At 73.1% G+C, this 14892-nt stretch carries 14 protein-coding genes; 6 read left to right on the top strand and 8 right to left on the bottom strand.

Going from position 1 to position 14892, the window contains the following annotated elements; translation table 11 throughout:
• Nucleotide 1: 1 nt before the first annotated feature.
• The gene (locus IEY99_RS13965) at nucleotides 2-1486 is read right to left on the bottom strand and encodes a deoxyguanosinetriphosphate triphosphohydrolase family protein (protein WP_189203130.1); all 1485 of its coding nucleotides are present in this window, start codon (nucleotides 1484-1486) and stop codon (nucleotides 2-4) included.
• Between the two features lie 35 nt (nucleotides 1487-1521).
• A complete protein-coding gene (locus tag IEY99_RS13960; RefSeq protein WP_373293360.1) occupies nucleotides 1522-2043 on the bottom strand; it encodes an LURP-one-related family protein in 522 nt (173 codons plus the stop codon).
• A 175-nt stretch (nucleotides 2044-2218) separates the two neighbouring features.
• Here IEY99_RS13960 and IEY99_RS13955 point away from each other — a divergent pair, with 175 nt between their 5' ends.
• On the top strand, nucleotides 2219-3343 hold the full coding sequence (locus IEY99_RS13955) for an MBL fold metallo-hydrolase (protein ID WP_189203126.1): 1125 nt from the start codon (nucleotides 2219-2221) through the stop codon (nucleotides 3341-3343).
• 155 nt (nucleotides 3344-3498) lie between these two features.
• On the opposite strand, the gene IEY99_RS13950 is transcribed toward IEY99_RS13955, so the two are convergent.
• Nucleotides 3499-3711 carry a hypothetical protein gene (locus IEY99_RS13950; protein WP_189203124.1) on the bottom strand — a complete coding sequence of 71 codons (213 nt, stop codon included), beginning with the start codon at nucleotides 3709-3711 and terminating at the stop codon, nucleotides 3499-3501.
• A gap of 149 nt (nucleotides 3712-3860) precedes the next feature.
• The gene (locus IEY99_RS13945) at nucleotides 3861-4751 is read right to left on the bottom strand and encodes a diacylglycerol/lipid kinase family protein (protein ID WP_229798634.1); all 891 of its coding nucleotides are present in this window, start codon (nucleotides 4749-4751) and stop codon (nucleotides 3861-3863) included.
• A 406-nt stretch (nucleotides 4752-5157) separates the two neighbouring features.
• On the opposite strand from IEY99_RS13945, the gene IEY99_RS13940 reads away from it, so the two are divergent.
• The gene (locus IEY99_RS13940) at nucleotides 5158-5949 is read left to right on the top strand and encodes an ATP-binding protein (protein WP_229798633.1); all 792 of its coding nucleotides are present in this window, start codon (nucleotides 5158-5160) and stop codon (nucleotides 5947-5949) included.
• A gap of 129 nt (nucleotides 5950-6078) precedes the next feature.
• On the opposite strand, the gene IEY99_RS13935 is transcribed toward IEY99_RS13940, so the two are convergent.
• Nucleotides 6079-6657, bottom strand: coding sequence for a GAF domain-containing protein (locus tag IEY99_RS13935; RefSeq protein WP_189203118.1), 579 nt, complete (start codon nucleotides 6655-6657; stop codon nucleotides 6079-6081).
• 148 nt (nucleotides 6658-6805) lie between these two features.
• On the opposite strand from IEY99_RS13935, the gene IEY99_RS13930 reads away from it, so the two are divergent.
• Both IEY99_RS13930 and IEY99_RS13925 read left to right on the top strand, forming a co-directional pair.
• Nucleotides 6806-7714 carry a PfkB family carbohydrate kinase gene (locus IEY99_RS13930; RefSeq protein WP_189203116.1) on the top strand — a complete coding sequence of 303 codons (909 nt, stop codon included), beginning with the start codon at nucleotides 6806-6808 and terminating at the stop codon, nucleotides 7712-7714.
• Nucleotides 7707-9998: a glycoside hydrolase family 65 protein gene (locus IEY99_RS13925; RefSeq protein ID WP_189203114.1), complete on the top strand. Its 2292-nt coding sequence runs from the start codon at nucleotides 7707-7709 to the stop codon at nucleotides 9996-9998. The genes IEY99_RS13930 and IEY99_RS13925 overlap by 8 nt, the downstream gene beginning before the upstream one ends.
• Before the next feature lie 142 nt (nucleotides 9999-10140).
• Here the strand turns inward: IEY99_RS13925 and IEY99_RS13920 are convergent, their stop codons facing one another.
• The 3 genes from IEY99_RS13920 to IEY99_RS13910 all read right to left on the bottom strand — a co-directional run bounded on the left by IEY99_RS13920 (nucleotide 10141) and on the right by IEY99_RS13910 (nucleotide 13613).
• Nucleotides 10141-11418 (bottom strand): hemolysin family protein, encoded by a 1278-nt coding sequence (locus IEY99_RS13920; RefSeq protein WP_189203111.1) that lies wholly within the window; start codon nucleotides 11416-11418, stop codon nucleotides 10141-10143.
• 99 nt (nucleotides 11419-11517) lie between these two features.
• On the bottom strand, nucleotides 11518-12225 hold the full coding sequence (gene bioD, locus IEY99_RS13915; RefSeq protein ID WP_229798693.1) for a dethiobiotin synthase: 708 nt from the start codon (nucleotides 12223-12225) through the stop codon (nucleotides 11518-11520).
• 251 nt (nucleotides 12226-12476) lie between these two features.
• Nucleotides 12477-13613, bottom strand: a complete 1137-nt coding sequence (locus IEY99_RS13910) for an 8-amino-7-oxononanoate synthase (protein WP_189203109.1) — start codon at nucleotides 13611-13613, stop codon at nucleotides 12477-12479.
• Between the two features lie 97 nt (nucleotides 13614-13710).
• Here IEY99_RS13910 and bioB point away from each other — a divergent pair, with 97 nt between their 5' ends.
• On the top strand, nucleotides 13711-14706 hold the full coding sequence (gene bioB, locus IEY99_RS13905) for a biotin synthase BioB (protein WP_189203107.1): 996 nt from the start codon (nucleotides 13711-13713) through the stop codon (nucleotides 14704-14706).
• Nucleotides 14703-14891 carry a biotin synthase auxiliary protein BsaP gene (gene bsaP / locus IEY99_RS13900; protein WP_189203647.1) on the top strand — a complete coding sequence of 63 codons (189 nt, stop codon included), beginning with the start codon at nucleotides 14703-14705 and terminating at the stop codon, nucleotides 14889-14891. The genes bioB and bsaP overlap by 4 nt, the downstream gene beginning before the upstream one ends.
• The last annotated feature ends 1 nt before the right edge of the window (nucleotide 14892 follow it).

Here is a 14892-nt window from a genome sequence, read left to right as displayed (position 1 = left end):
CCTAGAGGACGAAGGCGTCGGTCCAGAGCTGACGCGTACGGCCGGACAGCGCCTCCATCAGCGCCACCGCCTGGCTGTCGGTCAGCGCCGCCACGAAGTCGATCACCGCTCGGCCGCGGGCCCGGGTCAGCGCGTCCGGGGTGCCGTCCGGCAGCTCCAGCTCGGCCAGCTCGACGAGGTCGCGCAGCCGGCGCGGCAGCCGCTCGGCCTCGTCCGGGTCCGCCAGCCAGGCCAGCAGCGCCTCGACCAGCGAGCTCAGCAGCCGGGCCTGGCCGCGCTGGTGCAGCGCCAGGTCGGGGCGGGCCAGCACGAACCTGTTCTGCACGAACTTGAGGACCTGGACCTCGTGCCACTGCGCGGGGGCCAGCAGCACGTGTCCCGAGCGCACCGCCGGCGACTCGGTCACCGTGATGGACTCCACCAGCCGCCGGGTCCACGTCGCCGAGAACGCCGCCACCTGCGCCTCCGCCTCCAGGGAGCCGTCGAAGGGCGCGCTGAGCAGTCCGTCGACCAGCTCGGCGCGGACCTGCTCGACCGCCGCCGCGAAGGCGTCGTCGTCGGCCACCCAGCCGTCCTTGCGGTGCAGCTGCCGGCGCAGCGCCTCGATCGAGCTGCCCGGGCGGCGCGCGACCAGGTCGGCGTCCGGCACCTGGCGCAGCGACGTGCGCTGCCAGGCCATCAGCTCCGCGGCCACCGAACCCTGCTGGAGGACGCCGACGCGGTGCACGTCCTCCAGGTCGTGGATCGCGTACGCGATGTCGTCGGCGGTGTCCATCACCGAGGCCTCGGGCGTCTGCTGCCAGTCCGCGACCCGGCCCGCGAAGGGCAGCCGGGCCTGCGTCATGTCCTCCACCTCGGTGGTGTACGCCCCGAACTTCAGCGAACCGCCCTCCGGGTCGTCCGGGGGAGCGGCGGCGCCCCGCGGCGGCGGGTCCAGCAGGCGCGGGTGCGGCGACGGATGCGTACGCCGGGTCCACGGGTACTTGAGGATCGCCGCGCGGGTGGCGGCCGTCAGGTTGAGCCCGAGCGTCGTCTGGCCCCGGATCTCGGTGCTGGTCACGATCCGGTACGACTGCGCGTTGCCCTCGAAGCCGTCGCGCAGCCGCAGCCGCTGCCGGGCCAGGTTGTCGAGCACCCGCTCGCCGAGATGCCCGAACGGCGGGTGCCCGAGGTCGTGCGCCAGCGCGGCGGCCTCCACCACGTCCGGGTCGCAGCCGCCGAGCTTGTCGAGAATGTCGGCGTACTCGCGGAGCAGCCGCTCCGCGATCGCCCGGCCGACCGACGCCACCTTGAGGCTGTGGGTCAGCCGGTTGTGCACGAGCAGGCCGGCCCCGCCCGGGCTGATCACCTGGGTGACGCCGCCCAGCCGGGCGAAGAACGGCGAGCTGACGATCCGGTCCCGGTCGACGCGGAACGGGCTGGCCGCCAGGTCGCCGGGTGCGACGAGACCGTCACCGAACAGGCGCCGGGCGCGGAGATCCTCCATGGGGGCGACGCTATTACACGCCGGGCGGCGGCCGGTCAGCGAGCCTGCAACGCGTCGAGCGCCACCGCCATCGCCACCACCAGGCGGCGGTCGAGCTGCGGGTCGTGGATCGTGACCACGTACCGGTCGCGCAGGCCCCACTTCTTGACCACGGAGAACCCGGGCCGGTCGCCCAGCACGAACTCGAAGTGGTACGGCAGCCAGGACAGCGCGTCCACGAACCGGCGCAGGACGGCCACGGCCAGGTTCGACTCCCGGCCCACCAGCTCGCCGTGGCCCGGCTGTTCGAGGCGCCACGTCGACCGCAGCAGCGATTCCTTGAAGTTCTTGCGGAACAGGCCGATGGGGGTACCCGCGGCGTCCGTGACGTCGTAGGCGGCGCCCAGGTCGATCACCTGACGCGCCTTGAAGCCCAGGACCGGGGTGGACCTGGTGTCGTCGGCGTAGATCGTCACCTGCTCCTTGAACGCCATCCGCTTCTGCTGGGCGAAGGCGAGCAGGCCGCCCTCGGACCCGTCCGGGTTCGCGGCGTGCACCTCGTACTGGTTGACCATCATGCGGATGCGCTGGCGCACGATGAGCTGCCGCTGGGCCTGCAGAGTGTTGATCGTCACGGCGGCAGTGTGGCACACGCGCGATGCTGGACGGGGTACCCCGCGCCCGGTGGCGGCGGGGACGGGCGGCCGGTCAGACTGGGCCGTCGGGGACGGGACGGACACGGAGGAACCGCGCATGGCGAAGCAGGCAGACGGCCGTCGACGGCGCAAGGGAGTCTGGATCTCCCTCGCCCTGGGCGCGGCCGCGGTGTGGGCCGCACGGGACATCCCCCTGCAGATGGGCTCGCGCAGGATCGGCGACCGCGCCGTGGGGGAGCGGGCCGAGCGCTACCGCCGGTCCCCGCAGTTCGCCGAGGGCAAGTTCCGCAACACGGTGCCCGCGAGCGAGGTGGCGATCGCGTCGATGCCGCGCCTGCTGGCCGCGGCCCTGACCGACCGCGAGCGCCGGTACCCGATCCGGCCGATCCCGGTGGTCACCCCCGAGACGGGCGGTGACGGCCTCTACGTCACCTGGTACGGGCACTCGTCCGCGCTGATCGAGATCGAGGGCCGGCGGGTCCTGATCGACCCCCTCTGGAGCGACCGCTGCTCCCCGTCGCGGCTGCAGGGCCCCAAGCGCCTGCACGAGCCGCCGGTGCCGCTGCGGGACCTGCCGCCGCTGGACGCGGTCCTGATCTCCCACGACCACTACGACCACCTCGACATGGAGACCGTCCGCACCCTGGTCGACCTGCAGGCCGCGCCGTTCCTGGTGCCGCTGGGCATCGGCGCGCACCTGGAGCGCTGGGGCGTGCCGGCGACCCGGATCGTCGAGCTCGACTGGGACGAGCGCGCGTCCGTGGCGGGCGTCGAGTTCGTCGCCACCCCGGCCCGGCACTTCTCCGGGCGCGGCTTCTCCCGCGACGAGACGCTGTGGTCCTCGTGGGTGATCGCCGGGCCGAACCGGAAGGTCTTCTACTCCGGCGACACGGGATACTTCCCCGGCTTCGCGCGGATCGGCGAGGAGCACGGTCCGTTCGACGCGACGCTGGTGCAGATCGGCGCGTACGGCGACGCGTGGCCCGACATCCACATGACGCCCGAGGACGGGGTGGCCACCCACGTGGACGTCCGGGGCGGCCTGATGATCCCGGTGCACTGGGCGACGTTCAACCTGGCGCTGCACGACTGGGCGGAGCCGGCCGACCGGGCCTGGCGCGAGGCCAAGGCCCGCGACGTGCGGCTGGCCGTGCCGCGGCCCGGCGAGCGGGTCGACGTCGACAACCCGCCCGCCGTCGACGGCTGGTGGCAGCAGCTCTAGGCCCCGGCCCGATCCGCCGCCGCGGCCGCGGTGGGTCGCGGCGTGGTCGGCCCGCGCCCGCGGGCCCGGCGTGGGTCAGGATCCGCCCCTGGGCTGGCGTCCGCCCTCGCCACCCGGCGGGGGTCGGCGTCCGCTCTCGTCGGCCCGGCGTGGGGTCAGCGGCCGAGGTCGTAGGCCGCGACGACCAGGGTGGCCAGGACGAACAGGGCGCTCAGGACCAGTGGCCGGGTGTGGCCCCAGGCTGCCTTCCGCTTGGCGGGGACGTCGCGCTTCGCCGCGCGCAGATCCCGCCAGGCCGCGTGGGCCCGCCCGGCCCGGTAGCCGATGATGATCACGGTGGCGGCGGCCATCACCGTGGCGACGCTCACTGCGGAACTCTGGTGGTACGTCACACGAACCCCCTGGAGAGGCGTAGCGGTGCCGGACGGACCCAGTCTGGGGGCGCCGCCCGCCCGTTACCAGGGGATAGAGAGCGTTAAAACACCATAAAGAGCATTCGCCGGTACGGACGGAAGTGTCAGCTATCCGATCCGTCCCGCGGCACGCACACCTTGACAGCGGCCGGCGCCACCTCGACCCGGATCTTCCTGACCGCCTTGCGGGAGCCGCCGTCGAGCTCGTACATCAAAGGCTCGCGCAGTTTGACGTCGATCCGGCGGGCCCGCGTCATGTGCACGAACGGCGAGTCCGCGGAACGCCCGACCGCCATCCGCCCCATCGTGCGCGCCCACTGCACGGCACCCCGCGCGGTGGCCACTCCGACGTCCAGCCACCCGTCGTCGGGCCTGGCGTCGTCGAACGCCGTGATGCCTCCGGTGATCATGCTGACGTTGCCGACCAGCACGCAGGTCGCCTCGTCGGCGAACCACTCGGTACCGTCCACTTCGACGCGTGCCCGGGGCGCGGCGTCGTCGAGATGGCGCAGGCCGGTCCACACGTACGACAGCTTGCCGAGCCGGTCCTTCAGCCTGCCGTCCGCGTCATGGATCATCGCGCCGTCGAACCCGATGCCGGCCATGACCGCGAAGTGCTCGCCGTTCAGCACCCCGAGGTCCAGCCGATGCCGCCGCCCGTGGAAGGCGGTGTGCACGGCCCCGGCGAGATCCTCCGGCACCCCGAGATTCCCGGCGAGCATGTTGGCGGTCCCGGCGGGAATGATTCCCACGGGCACCCGCCGGCGTCCCTTCTTCTCCGAGGCGATCGTGTCGAGGGTGCGCTGCACCATGCCGTCGCCGCCCCACACGATCAGCAGGTCGGGCTTCTCGCCGAGGGCTCGCCGCACCTGTTTGGGGGCTTTTTTACTCTTCGGCACCTCGTACCAGAACAGCTCGTCGACACCCTCGTCGGTGATCCGCCGCCGCAGCTCGTCGAGCCCGCCACCGAGGGTCTTGCGTTGATGAGCGACCACCGCCACTCTCCGAGGAGTCCGCATGTCCCGCCGATACCCCAACCTGCTGATCTCCAAGCGCGCCCGCTCCGGCGGCACTGCCAGGGGGATCGCCCGGCGGCCGGCGGCGCGCCGACTCCGTCCTTCCTCGACGGCGGGCAATCGATTGCACAGGGGAAAAGGTTGCGGCCGGGAGCATTCCGAAAAACGTGTGCGTGACACCGATCAAGAAATTTCCTCCACGGCAATTTCTGCCATTCACGAATCTGTTGCTAGGTGGCAAATGATGACACAGTGGTGAAGGGGCCGAGCCGCCCTTCATGACGGCCTGGGAATGTCGAGCTCTTTTGCGCGCGGTCGTGGAGGTGGGCGAGGGGCAAGGGGCAGATGTCCGGAAGGTGAGATCATGGACACAGCATTACCGCACTTGAGCGACACATTCGGCGGGTCGTCGGTGCAGATCAGCGGCAATGCCGACAGCGAGTTGCTGGAGATGGCGGTGCACGGTCGCTGGAATGTCGCTCTTGCCGCTGATATCCGCGCCGCAATTGACAAATGCCTGGCCGAGCACCCGACCGCGCTGCTCACGGACCTGCGCGACCTCGGCGACCCGGACGGGCGCAGCGCGCCGCTGTGGCTGGCCGCACATCGCGCCGGCGGCCTCCGGCAGCCACCGGTGCGGCTGGCCTTGTGCGTTCCGCCGGCCGCCGTGCTCGCGACCCGGCTGCGCAGGATCGGCGCGCCGCGATTCGTGTCGATGTTCGCCAGCATGCCCGAGGCCCGTGCGGCGCTGGCCGGTGGGCTGCGCCTGCCGGACAGGGTGCAGCTGATACTGCCCCCCGAGCCCGGCTCACCGGCGCGCGCGCGAGACCTGGTCACGCAGGCCTGCCTCGACTGGCGCCTGGCACCGCTGCGGCATCGAGCCGTCACGGTGGTGTCCGAACTGGTCAGCAACGGCATCGAGCACGCCGCGACGCCCTTGCGGCTCACCGTGTCCCGGCGCGGGCCGGGGCTGTACCTGGCCGTTCACGACGACGACCCGCGGCTGCCGAGGCTGCTGTCCCCGTCCCGCCACGAGCCCGGGACGCCCGTGCTGGCCCGCGGGCACGGCCTGCGGGTCGTGCACGTCGCGGCGAGCGCCTGGGGAGCCCGCAACGACCGCGGGGGCAAGGTCGTCTGGGCCACCATCCGCGACGGCGTCCGGCAGACGGAGCCCTGAGCCCGCAGCGGCATCCGGCAGACGGAGCCCTGACTCCATCCCGCCGCGGCGTCCGGCAGGCCGAGCGCCCGATCCCGCCGCGGCGTCCGGCAGGCCGAGCGCCCGATCCCGCCGCGGCGTCCGCGGAGCTCAGCTCACGCTGTCCCGCATGCGCTGCTCGGCGGCGGCGCTGCGGATCACCATCAGGCGCAGCTCCAGTTCGTCGGAGGCCATGGCGGCGAGGTGTTCCAGGGCCTTGAGCTGGCGCTGCGTCGCCTCGCGGGGCCGGTTGTCGATCACGTTCACCGTGCCGAGGCGGTAGCCGTCGTGGGTGCGGATCGGCGCCGCCGCATAGAAACGGAGGCCGAGCTCGCCGCGGACCAGAGGATGCTCCAGCGTGCGCGGGTCGACCGCCGCGTTGTTGATGACATAGACGTCGTCCTGGGCGATGACCGAGGCGCACAGGCCCGGTTCCTTGCCGACCTCGCGGACGCCGCTGAGGCCCTGGCAGGCGGCGAGCCACACGCGGTCGTGCTCCACCAGGGACACCGTGGCGATGGGGGTGTCGAAGATGGCGCCCGCCACGTAGGCGATGCGGTCGTAGGCGTCCTCGACCGGCTGGTCCACCAGGCGGTAGCGGCGTACGGCCTCCAACCGCCGCTGCTCGTCGGGGCCGACGTTGTCCAGATATTCGTAGGCGCCGCCGGACACCGGGCTGCTGTTCGTCACGGGTGTACCCCTCACGCATTGATCGCTCGTGGTCACTGTGAGCCTAGTGAGGCGCCCGGGGGCGGCCGCAATGCCGAGAGCGGCCGAATCCCCCGGTCGGCACGCCGGACGGGGGAATGTCGCACAAACTGTCGGGTACTAGATCGTTGTGAACACACCTGTAGCGGCCGTCGTGGGGCAACTCGCGCGCGACCTGGTCCTCTCCGTCGACGAGATTCCCGCGGCCGGGCGCTCCGGCGATGCCGGCGAGCGGCGCGAACAGCTCGGCGGCAAGGGTGCCAACCAGGCGGTGGGCCTCGCCCAGCTCGGCGTGCGGCCCCGGCTCGTGGCCGTGGCCGGCGACGACGTCATCGGCGACGTGCTGCTCGACCAGGCGCGGCGCGACGGTATCGACGTCACCGCGGTCGTCCGCCGCCGGGACACCCTCACCGGGCTGATCGTGGAGCTGCTCGAGGCCGGCGGGCGGTGGCGCTACGTCCAGCATCTTGCCGAGGCGGTGCTGCTCACCGAGCACGACGTGGCGGCGGCCCGGCACGTGCTGAGCGGAGCCGACGCCGTCCTCGTGCAGTTGCAGCAGCCACCCGCGGCCGCGCTCGCCGCCGCCCGGATCGCCCGCGACGCGGGCCGGCTGGTCGTGCTGGACGGCGTGCCGCAGGAGCGCCGCGACGACCTGCTCGCCGCGGCCGACGTGGTGCGCGCCGACGAACAGGAGGCCGAGTTGCTGCTCGGCGGCACACCGACGGTGGAGAAGGCGCAAGATCTGCTCCAGAAAGGACCACGCATGCTGGCGCTCGGAACCGCGGACGGCAACCTCTTCGTGTGGCGGGACGGGCACGTGCGGCTGCCCCTCACCGACGAGCGGGTCGCCGACACCACCGGCGGCGGGGACGCCTTCACCGCCGCCCTGACGGCGTCGCTGCTGCGCGACGACGACCCGCTCACCGCGGCCCGCTGGGCGGTGGCCGCGTCCGGGGCGACCGTCGGGCACCCGAGCGGACGCCCCGACCTGCGGCTCGAGGATCTGCAGAAGCGCGTCCGGGAGCTCGCCGGTGAGTGACCTGGGACCGGCCGAGCCCTGGGCCGTGCGCGAGACCGCGCTCTCCGGTGACGCGCTGAGCACGTCGGCGCTGCGGCAGCGGGAGTCGATCTTCGCTCTCGCCAACGGGCACATCGGGCTGCGCGGCAACCTCGACGAGGGGCCGAGCGGCATGCCCGGCACCTATCTCAACTCGCTGTACGAGCGGCGCGACCTCGAGTATCCCGAGGCGGGATACGGCTTCCCGGAGTGCACGGAGACCGTCGTCGACGCGCCCAACGGCAAGCCCATCGTGCTCACCGTCGACGACGAGCGTTTCGACGTGCGCACCGGTACGCTGCGCCGCCACGAGCGCTGCCTCGACCTGCGGGCCGGCACCCTGCAGCGCGACGTCGAGTGGGTCTCCGGCTCCGGGGCGGCGATCCGGGTCCGCAGCATCCGCGTGGTCTCCTTCGCCCTGCCGGCGGTGGCGGCCATCCGCTACGAGGTGGAGGCGCTGGACCGGCCGGTGCGGATCCGGATCGAGTCGGACCTGATCGCCAACGAGGAGCAGCCGGACCAGCGGGACGACCCGCGCGCCTCCGCGACCCTGCACTCGCCGCTGAGGCCGCTGTCGCACTCGCCCGACGTGCTGCTGCACCGCACCCGTCGCAGCGGCATCGAGGTCGCCTCCGCCGTGGCCCATGCCGGCCCTCCCGTCGCCACGTCATCCGAACCGGACCGCATCCGGGCCGTGGTGAGCACCACGCTGCACCCCGGCGAACCGCTGCGGCTGGACAAGTTTCTCGCGTACGCGTGGGGCGTCGAGGCCCCTGTGGACAACGCGCTCGCGGCCCGCGACGAGGCCGTACGGTGGGGCTTCGACGCGCTGCTGACGCGGCAGCGGGAATACCTGGACGAGTTCTGGGAGACGGCGGATGTCGAGCTGGACGGCGATCCCGAGGTGCAGCAGGGGGTGCGGTTCGGGCTCTTCCACGTGCTGCAGGCCGGCGCCCAGGCGGGCCCGCACCCGATCGCCGCCAAGGGGCTGACCGGCAACGGCTACGACGGCCACGTGCTCTGGGACACCGAGACCTTCGTGCTGCCCGTGCTGACGTACACCCATCCGGCCTGTGTGGGTCTGGCCCTGCGCTGGCGGCATGCGACGCTGGGCGCGGCCCGCGACCGGGCCCGGGAGCTGCGGCTGGCCGGCGCGGCATACCCGTGGCGCACGATCAGCGGCGCGGAATGCTCGGGCTACTGGCCGGCCGGGACGGCGGCCCTGCACGTCAACGCGGACATCGCCGCCGCGGTGCTGCGCTACGTGGCGGCCACCGGCGACGAGGACTTCCTGCGCGAGGCCGGGGCGGAGATCCTGGTGGAGACCGCCCGCCTGTGGTGCCGGGTCACCCACGCCGACGACGAGGGCGTCCACCACATCGACGGGGTGACCGGCCCGGACGAGTACACCGCGCTGGTCGACGACAACGTGTTCACCAACCTGATGGCACAGCACAACCTGCTCGGCGCCGCCTCCGCCGCCGAGCGGCTCGGCACCGCCGGGGTCACCGACGAGGAGATCGACGCGTGGCGGTCGGCGGCGCGGCGGCTGTTCATCCCGTACGCCGCCCGCCGCGGAGTCCACGAACAGCACAGCGGCTTCACGCGCCTGCAGGAGTGGGACTTCGACGCCACCAAGGACGACGACTACCCGCTCATGCTCAACTTCCCGTACCTCGACCTCTACCGCCGGCAGGTGGTCAAGCAGGCCGACCTGGTGCTCGCGATGTTGCTGCGCGGCGACGCCTTCACGCCGGAGGAGAAGCGCCGCAACTTCGTCTACTACGAGGCCCGTACGGTCCGCGACTCGTCGCTGTCGGCGCCGGCCCAGGCGGTCCTGGCAGCGGAGACCGGGCACCTCCGGCTGGCCTACGACTACCTGGCGGAGGCGGCCCTGCTGGACCTGCGCTCCGGCGGCGAGGCCAGCGGGGACGGCCTGCACATCGCGGCGTGCGCGGGCGCGTGGATCGCTCTGGTGCAGGGCTTCGGCGGACTGCGCGACCACGGCGGCCGCCTGTCGTTCGCGCCCCGCCTGCCGAGCCGCCTGCCCCGGCTGAGCTTCTGCCTGCGCTGGCGCGACAGCAGGCTGCGGGTCACGGTGACGCGCGAGGAGGTCACGTACTCGGTCACCGGCGCGGGCCTCACTTTCCACCACTATGGATCCGAGGTGACCGTGGCGGAGAACGACCCGGTGACGATCCGGCTGGATCCGCAGGAGGAGCTTCCGGCGCCGCCGTCGCCGCGACCGCCCGAACACCGGACCTGACCGCGCGGTCGATCCTTGGCTGACGACAGAGCTACTCCGGCCTGTCGTCATCGGTGCAGACCACCCGGAACTGCCGGAGCACCGGCATGTCCTCGGATGCCGGCCGTTCCGCGGTGACCCGCTCGACTGACTCGATCGGGTGTCAGTCGTCGGTGCGGGGCAGGGGGCGGAGGCGGACGCGGGTGATGGCGCGGCCGGTCACCTCGACCACCTCGGCCGTGAACTGCGGCAGGGTGACGATCTCGCCCGGTGCGGTGGGGATGTGGCCGAGGGCCGCCAGGAGCATTCCCGCGATCGTCGTGTAGTCGCCCTCGTCCTGGCCGTTGCCGTCGAAGCCGATGTCCGGCAGGTCGTGGATGGGGAAGGAGCCCGCCATGAGCAGAGCGCCGTCCGGCTCCTTGACGACGGCCTGGACGTCGCGGTCGGTTTCGTCGTAGATCTCGCCGACGATCTCCTCGACCAGGTCCTCCATGGTGACGATGCCGTCGATGGCTCCTCGCTCGTCGACGACCATGGCCAGTTGCTGGCGTTCCGCGCGCATCTGGCGCAGGGCGTCGGAGACGCGCAGGGTCTCCGGCAGGAAGAGGCCCGGCCGGGCGACCGCGTCCACCGGTCCGTCGGTGCCGACGAGGTCGCGCAGGTGCACCACGCCGATGACGTCGTCGAGCCCGGCCGGGCCGACCACCGGGGCCCGGGTGTGGCCGCCGGCGATGAGCTGGTCGAGGGCCTCGCGGCAGCGCAGGCCGGTGGCGAGGGAGACCACGTCGCGGCGGGGGACGAGGATCTCCCGCAGGATGCGGTCGGCGATCTCGAAGGCTCCCGAGATGATCGTGCGCTGTTCGGCGGAGAAGTCCTGCTGCGCGGCGACCATGTCGCGGATCTCCTCGGTGCTGACCTCCTCGCGCTGCGCCCGGGGGTCGCCGCCGGCCAGCCGGACGATCAGGTCGGTGGACACGCTCAGCAGCCACACCGCCGGCCGGGAGACCGCCGAGAGCAGGTCCAGCGGGCGGGCGACCAGCAGCGCCCATCCTTCCGTACGCTGCATCGCGATCCGTTTCGGCGCGAGCTCACCGATCACCAGGGTGACGAAGGTGAGCACGATCGTGACCAGCACGATGGCGGTCGGCCGGGCGGCGGCGCCGAGGAAGCCCAGCGGCGCGATCAGGGGCTCGGAGAGCGACACCGCGGCGGCCGCCGAGGCCAGGAAGCCGGCCAGGGTGATGCCGATCTGGATGGTCGCCAGGAACCGGTTCGGGTCGCGGGTCAGCCGGGCGAGCACCCGCCCGGACCGCGAGGTGCGCTCCAGCTTGTGCACCTGGCTGTCACGCAGCGACACCAGGGCCATCTCGCTGCCGGAGAAGGCCGCGTTCACGAGCACGAGCACCAGCACGAGCACGAGCTGCCCGCCTATGCCATCCACGACAGTTTCCCGCTCCTCGGCGTACGGATCATGAGACCCACACGCTAGCGACAGACTGTGACCATCGGGTGGCGCCGGGCGGAAAATCCCCGCGACGGCTCAGCTGATCTCGTCGGCCCAGACCCGCCAGTCGTCCAGGACGCCGTAGAGGGCCGGGGTGAGCCAGCCCGGTGCCGAGCGCTGGAAGACGCCCGGCTCCATCTGGCCCGCGCCGTCCGGCACGGCGCCGACGAGGTGGGGGACCAGCTCGGTCAGGTTGGCCCAGTGGACCAGCTCGGGCTCCGCCGGCCAGGCGCCGAGGACGACCTTGGCCGGTACGCCCCGGCGTTCGAGCGCCTCCAGGGTGAGCGCGGTGTGGTTGAGCGTGCCGAGCCCGGCGCGCGCCACCACGATCGTCTGCACGCCCAGCGTGGTGGCCAGGTCGGCCAGGGTCCACGGCTCCCCGGAGGGCCGCACCCCCATCGGGACCAGCAGGCCGCCGGCCCCCTCGACGAGCACGAGGTCGTGCTGGGCCGACTCGGCGCGCACCGCGTCCACCACCTCGTAGAGCTCCAGCGGCGCCATGCCGGCGATCCGCGCCGCGGCCAGCGGGGCCAGCGGCTCGGGGTAGGACCGCAGGGTGCGGGTGGTGTGCGGGGCGGCGAGGTGGGTGACCCGGTCGATGTCGGTGGGGTCGCCGAGGGCGGTGCCGGTCTGCCCCGGTTTGACCACCGCGACCCGCAGCCCGGCGGCCTGCGCGGCCGCGGCCACCGCCGCGGTGACGACGGTCTTGCCGACGTCGGTGTCCGTGCCGGTGACGAGCACGATGCCGCGCCACTCACCGGACTCCCCGGGTGCGGGCTGCGCCTCGGTCGCCGGCGCGGCCGCCGGGACGGGCGCGGCCGCGGTGAGCATCGCCACGTCGGCGTCGGCGGGGTCGGCCGGACCCACGCCGGGCGAGACGGGCGCCGCCGGCAGGGACCCGGGCGCCGCGGGGGAGAGCGGGACGGCGGGCGCGGGGGAGATCGGGAGGGGCTCCTCCTCCGGGGACTGCGGCGGAGCGGTCTGGTCACCGGTCGTCATGGTGCGCACTCCACGATCACGTCCAGGGCGCGGTCGAAGTCGGCCGCCGGGATGCCCGCGTTCAGCGTCAGCCGCAGGCGGGAGGAACCGTCCGGTGTGGAGGGTGGCCGGAAGCAGCCTACCGCAATGTCGCGGTCCCGGCAGTCCGCCGCCCAGGCCAGGGCCGCCTCCGGGCCGGGCGCCAGCACCGACAGCACGCCCGCCGCCGGTGCGGAGACCTCGAAGCCGGCCGCCCGCAGCCGGCGTACGGTCAGGTCGGCGCGCTCCCGCAGGAGCGCGCGCCGGTCCTCGGCCTCGCGGGCGATGCGCAGGGCGGCGTGGACCCCGGCGACGACGGCGGGCGGCGGCGCGGTGTCGTAGATGAACGTGCGGCCGGTGTCGACGAGGTGCCGGATCAGCGGCTCGGGGCCGGCCACGACGCCGCCGGCGCCGCCCAGGGACTTGGAGAGCGTCGCCGTGACCACCACGTCGGCGGCGCCCGCCAGGCCCGCGGCCGCCACGCCGCCCGCGCCCTGGTGGCCGAGCAGGCCGAGCGCGTGGGCGTCGTCGACCAGCATCAGCGCCCCGTGCGCGGAGGTCACCTCGTGCAGCTCGGCGAGCGGGGCGAGGTCGCCGTCCACGGAGAAGACCGATTCGGTGACGAACACGGCGGGGCGTCCGGGGTGGGCGGCGAGGATCGTCGCCAGCGCGGCCGGGTCGGCGTGCGGGGCGACGACCACCTCGGCGCCCGAGCCGCGGCAGCCGTCGATGAGCGACGCGTGGTTGTAGCGGTCGGAGACCAGCAGCGTGCCGGGACCGGCGAGCGCGCGGACCGCGCCCAGATTGGCGAGGAAGCCCGACGAGTAGACCAGCGCCTGCGGGAAACCCAGCCACTGTGCGAGATCCGACTCGAGGTCGGCATGGGGCATCGTGGAGCCGCGGACGAGACGCGAACCGGTGGCGCCCAGCCCGTACGCCCGCAGTGCCTCGACCGCCGCGGCCACCACCTCGGGGTGCACCGCCAGGCCGAGATAGTCGTTGCCGGCCAGGTCGACGACGGTGTCGCCGGCGGCGCGCGGCCGCAGCGTCCGGGTGAGCCCGGCCTTCGCCCGCACGCGGGCCTGGCTCTCCAGCGCCTCCTGCCAGCCCGTCACGCGCGCCCCCGCAATCACCGATCCGACCGTTTCGCCGGGGAAACTATCACTTACCACCGGCATCCCCGTGGGCCGGAATGCCTTGTAGGGTACGGGCATGCCAGAGATCCTCGACCGGGCCCGGGCCCAGGTGCTAGCTGACGGTGTCGGGCTCGACGAGGCGGGCATCCTCGCGGTGTTGCGCCTTCCCGACGAGGACCTGCCGGAGCTGCTCCAACTCGCTCACGACGTACGCATGAAATGGTGTGGCCCGGAGGTCGAGGTCGAGGGCATCGTGTCCCTGAAGACCGGCGGCTGCCCCGAGGACTGTCACTTCTGCTCGCAGTCGGGCCTGTTCACCTCGCCGGTGCGCTCGGTCTGGCTGGACATCCCGTCGCTGGTGGAGGCCGCCAAGCAGACCGCCGCGACCGGCGCCACGGAGTTCTGCATCGTGGCCGCGGTGCGCGGGCCGGACAAGCGGCTGATGACCCAGATGCGCGAGGGCGTGGCGGCCATCAAGGCCGCGGTCGACATCCAGGTCGCGGCGAGCCTCGGCATGCTCAGTCAGGAGCAGGTCGACGAGCTGGTCGAGATGGGCGTGCACCGCTACAACCACAACCTGGAGACCTGCAAGTCGTACTTCCCCAATGTGGTCACCACCCACTCGTGGGAGGAGCGCTGGAGCACGCTGTCGATGGTCCGCGACTCGGGCATGGAGGTCTGCTGCGGCGGCATCCTCGGCCTCGGCGAGACGATCGAGCAGCGCGCCGAGTTCGCGGCGCAGCTCGCCGAGCTGGACCCGCACGAGGTCCCGCTCAACTTCCTCAACCCGCGCCCGGGCACCCCGCTGGGCGACCGCCCGGTGGTGGAGGGCAAGGACGCGCTGCGCGCGATCGCGGCCTTCCGCCTGGCGATGCCGAAGACCATCCTCCGGTACGCCGGTGGCCGCGAGATCACCCTCGGCGACCTCGGCACCAAGGAGGGGCTGCTCGGCGGGATCAACGCGGTCATCGTCGGCAACTACCTGACCACGCTGGGCCGTCCGGCCACGACGGACCTCGAGCTGCTCCAGGAGCTCAAGATGCCCGTCAAGGCGTTGTCGGCGACCCTGTGACGGTCCTGGTGTGGTGCGACCGGTGCGGTGCGGCCGCCGAGGTGGGCGACCACCGGGCCTGCGCCGCCGCCCGGCAGCTGGAGCCCCCGCGCTACTGCCCCGACTGCCGGCGCCGGATGAAGGTGCAGGTCGTGCCGGCCGGCTGGACGGCCACCTGCGTCGAGCACGGTGTCCGCCGTTCCTGAG

It is taken from the genome of Couchioplanes azureus (assembly GCF_014648355.1).
In the GTDB taxonomy this organism is placed as follows: Bacteria; Actinomycetota; Actinomycetes; order Mycobacteriales; family Micromonosporaceae; genus Actinoplanes; species Actinoplanes azureus.
Note: the sequence above shows the minus strand (reverse complement) of the source record. Positions and strands in the feature narration are given on the sequence as shown.

Coding starts and splice junctions, on each gene's coding strand:
- IEY99_RS13965 (WP_189203130.1), bottom strand. CDS start 1,486: ATGGAGGATCTCCGCGCCCGGCGCCTGTTCGGTGACGGTCTCGTCGCA.
- IEY99_RS13955 (WP_189203126.1), top strand. CDS start 2,219: ATGGCGAAGCAGGCAGACGGCCGTCGACGGCGCAAGGGAGTCTGGATC.
- IEY99_RS13960 (WP_373293360.1), bottom strand. CDS start 2,043: ATGATGGTCAACCAGTACGAGGTGCACGCCGCGAACCCGGACGGGTCC.
- bioB (WP_189203107.1), top strand. CDS start 13,711: ATGCCAGAGATCCTCGACCGGGCCCGGGCCCAGGTGCTAGCTGACGGT.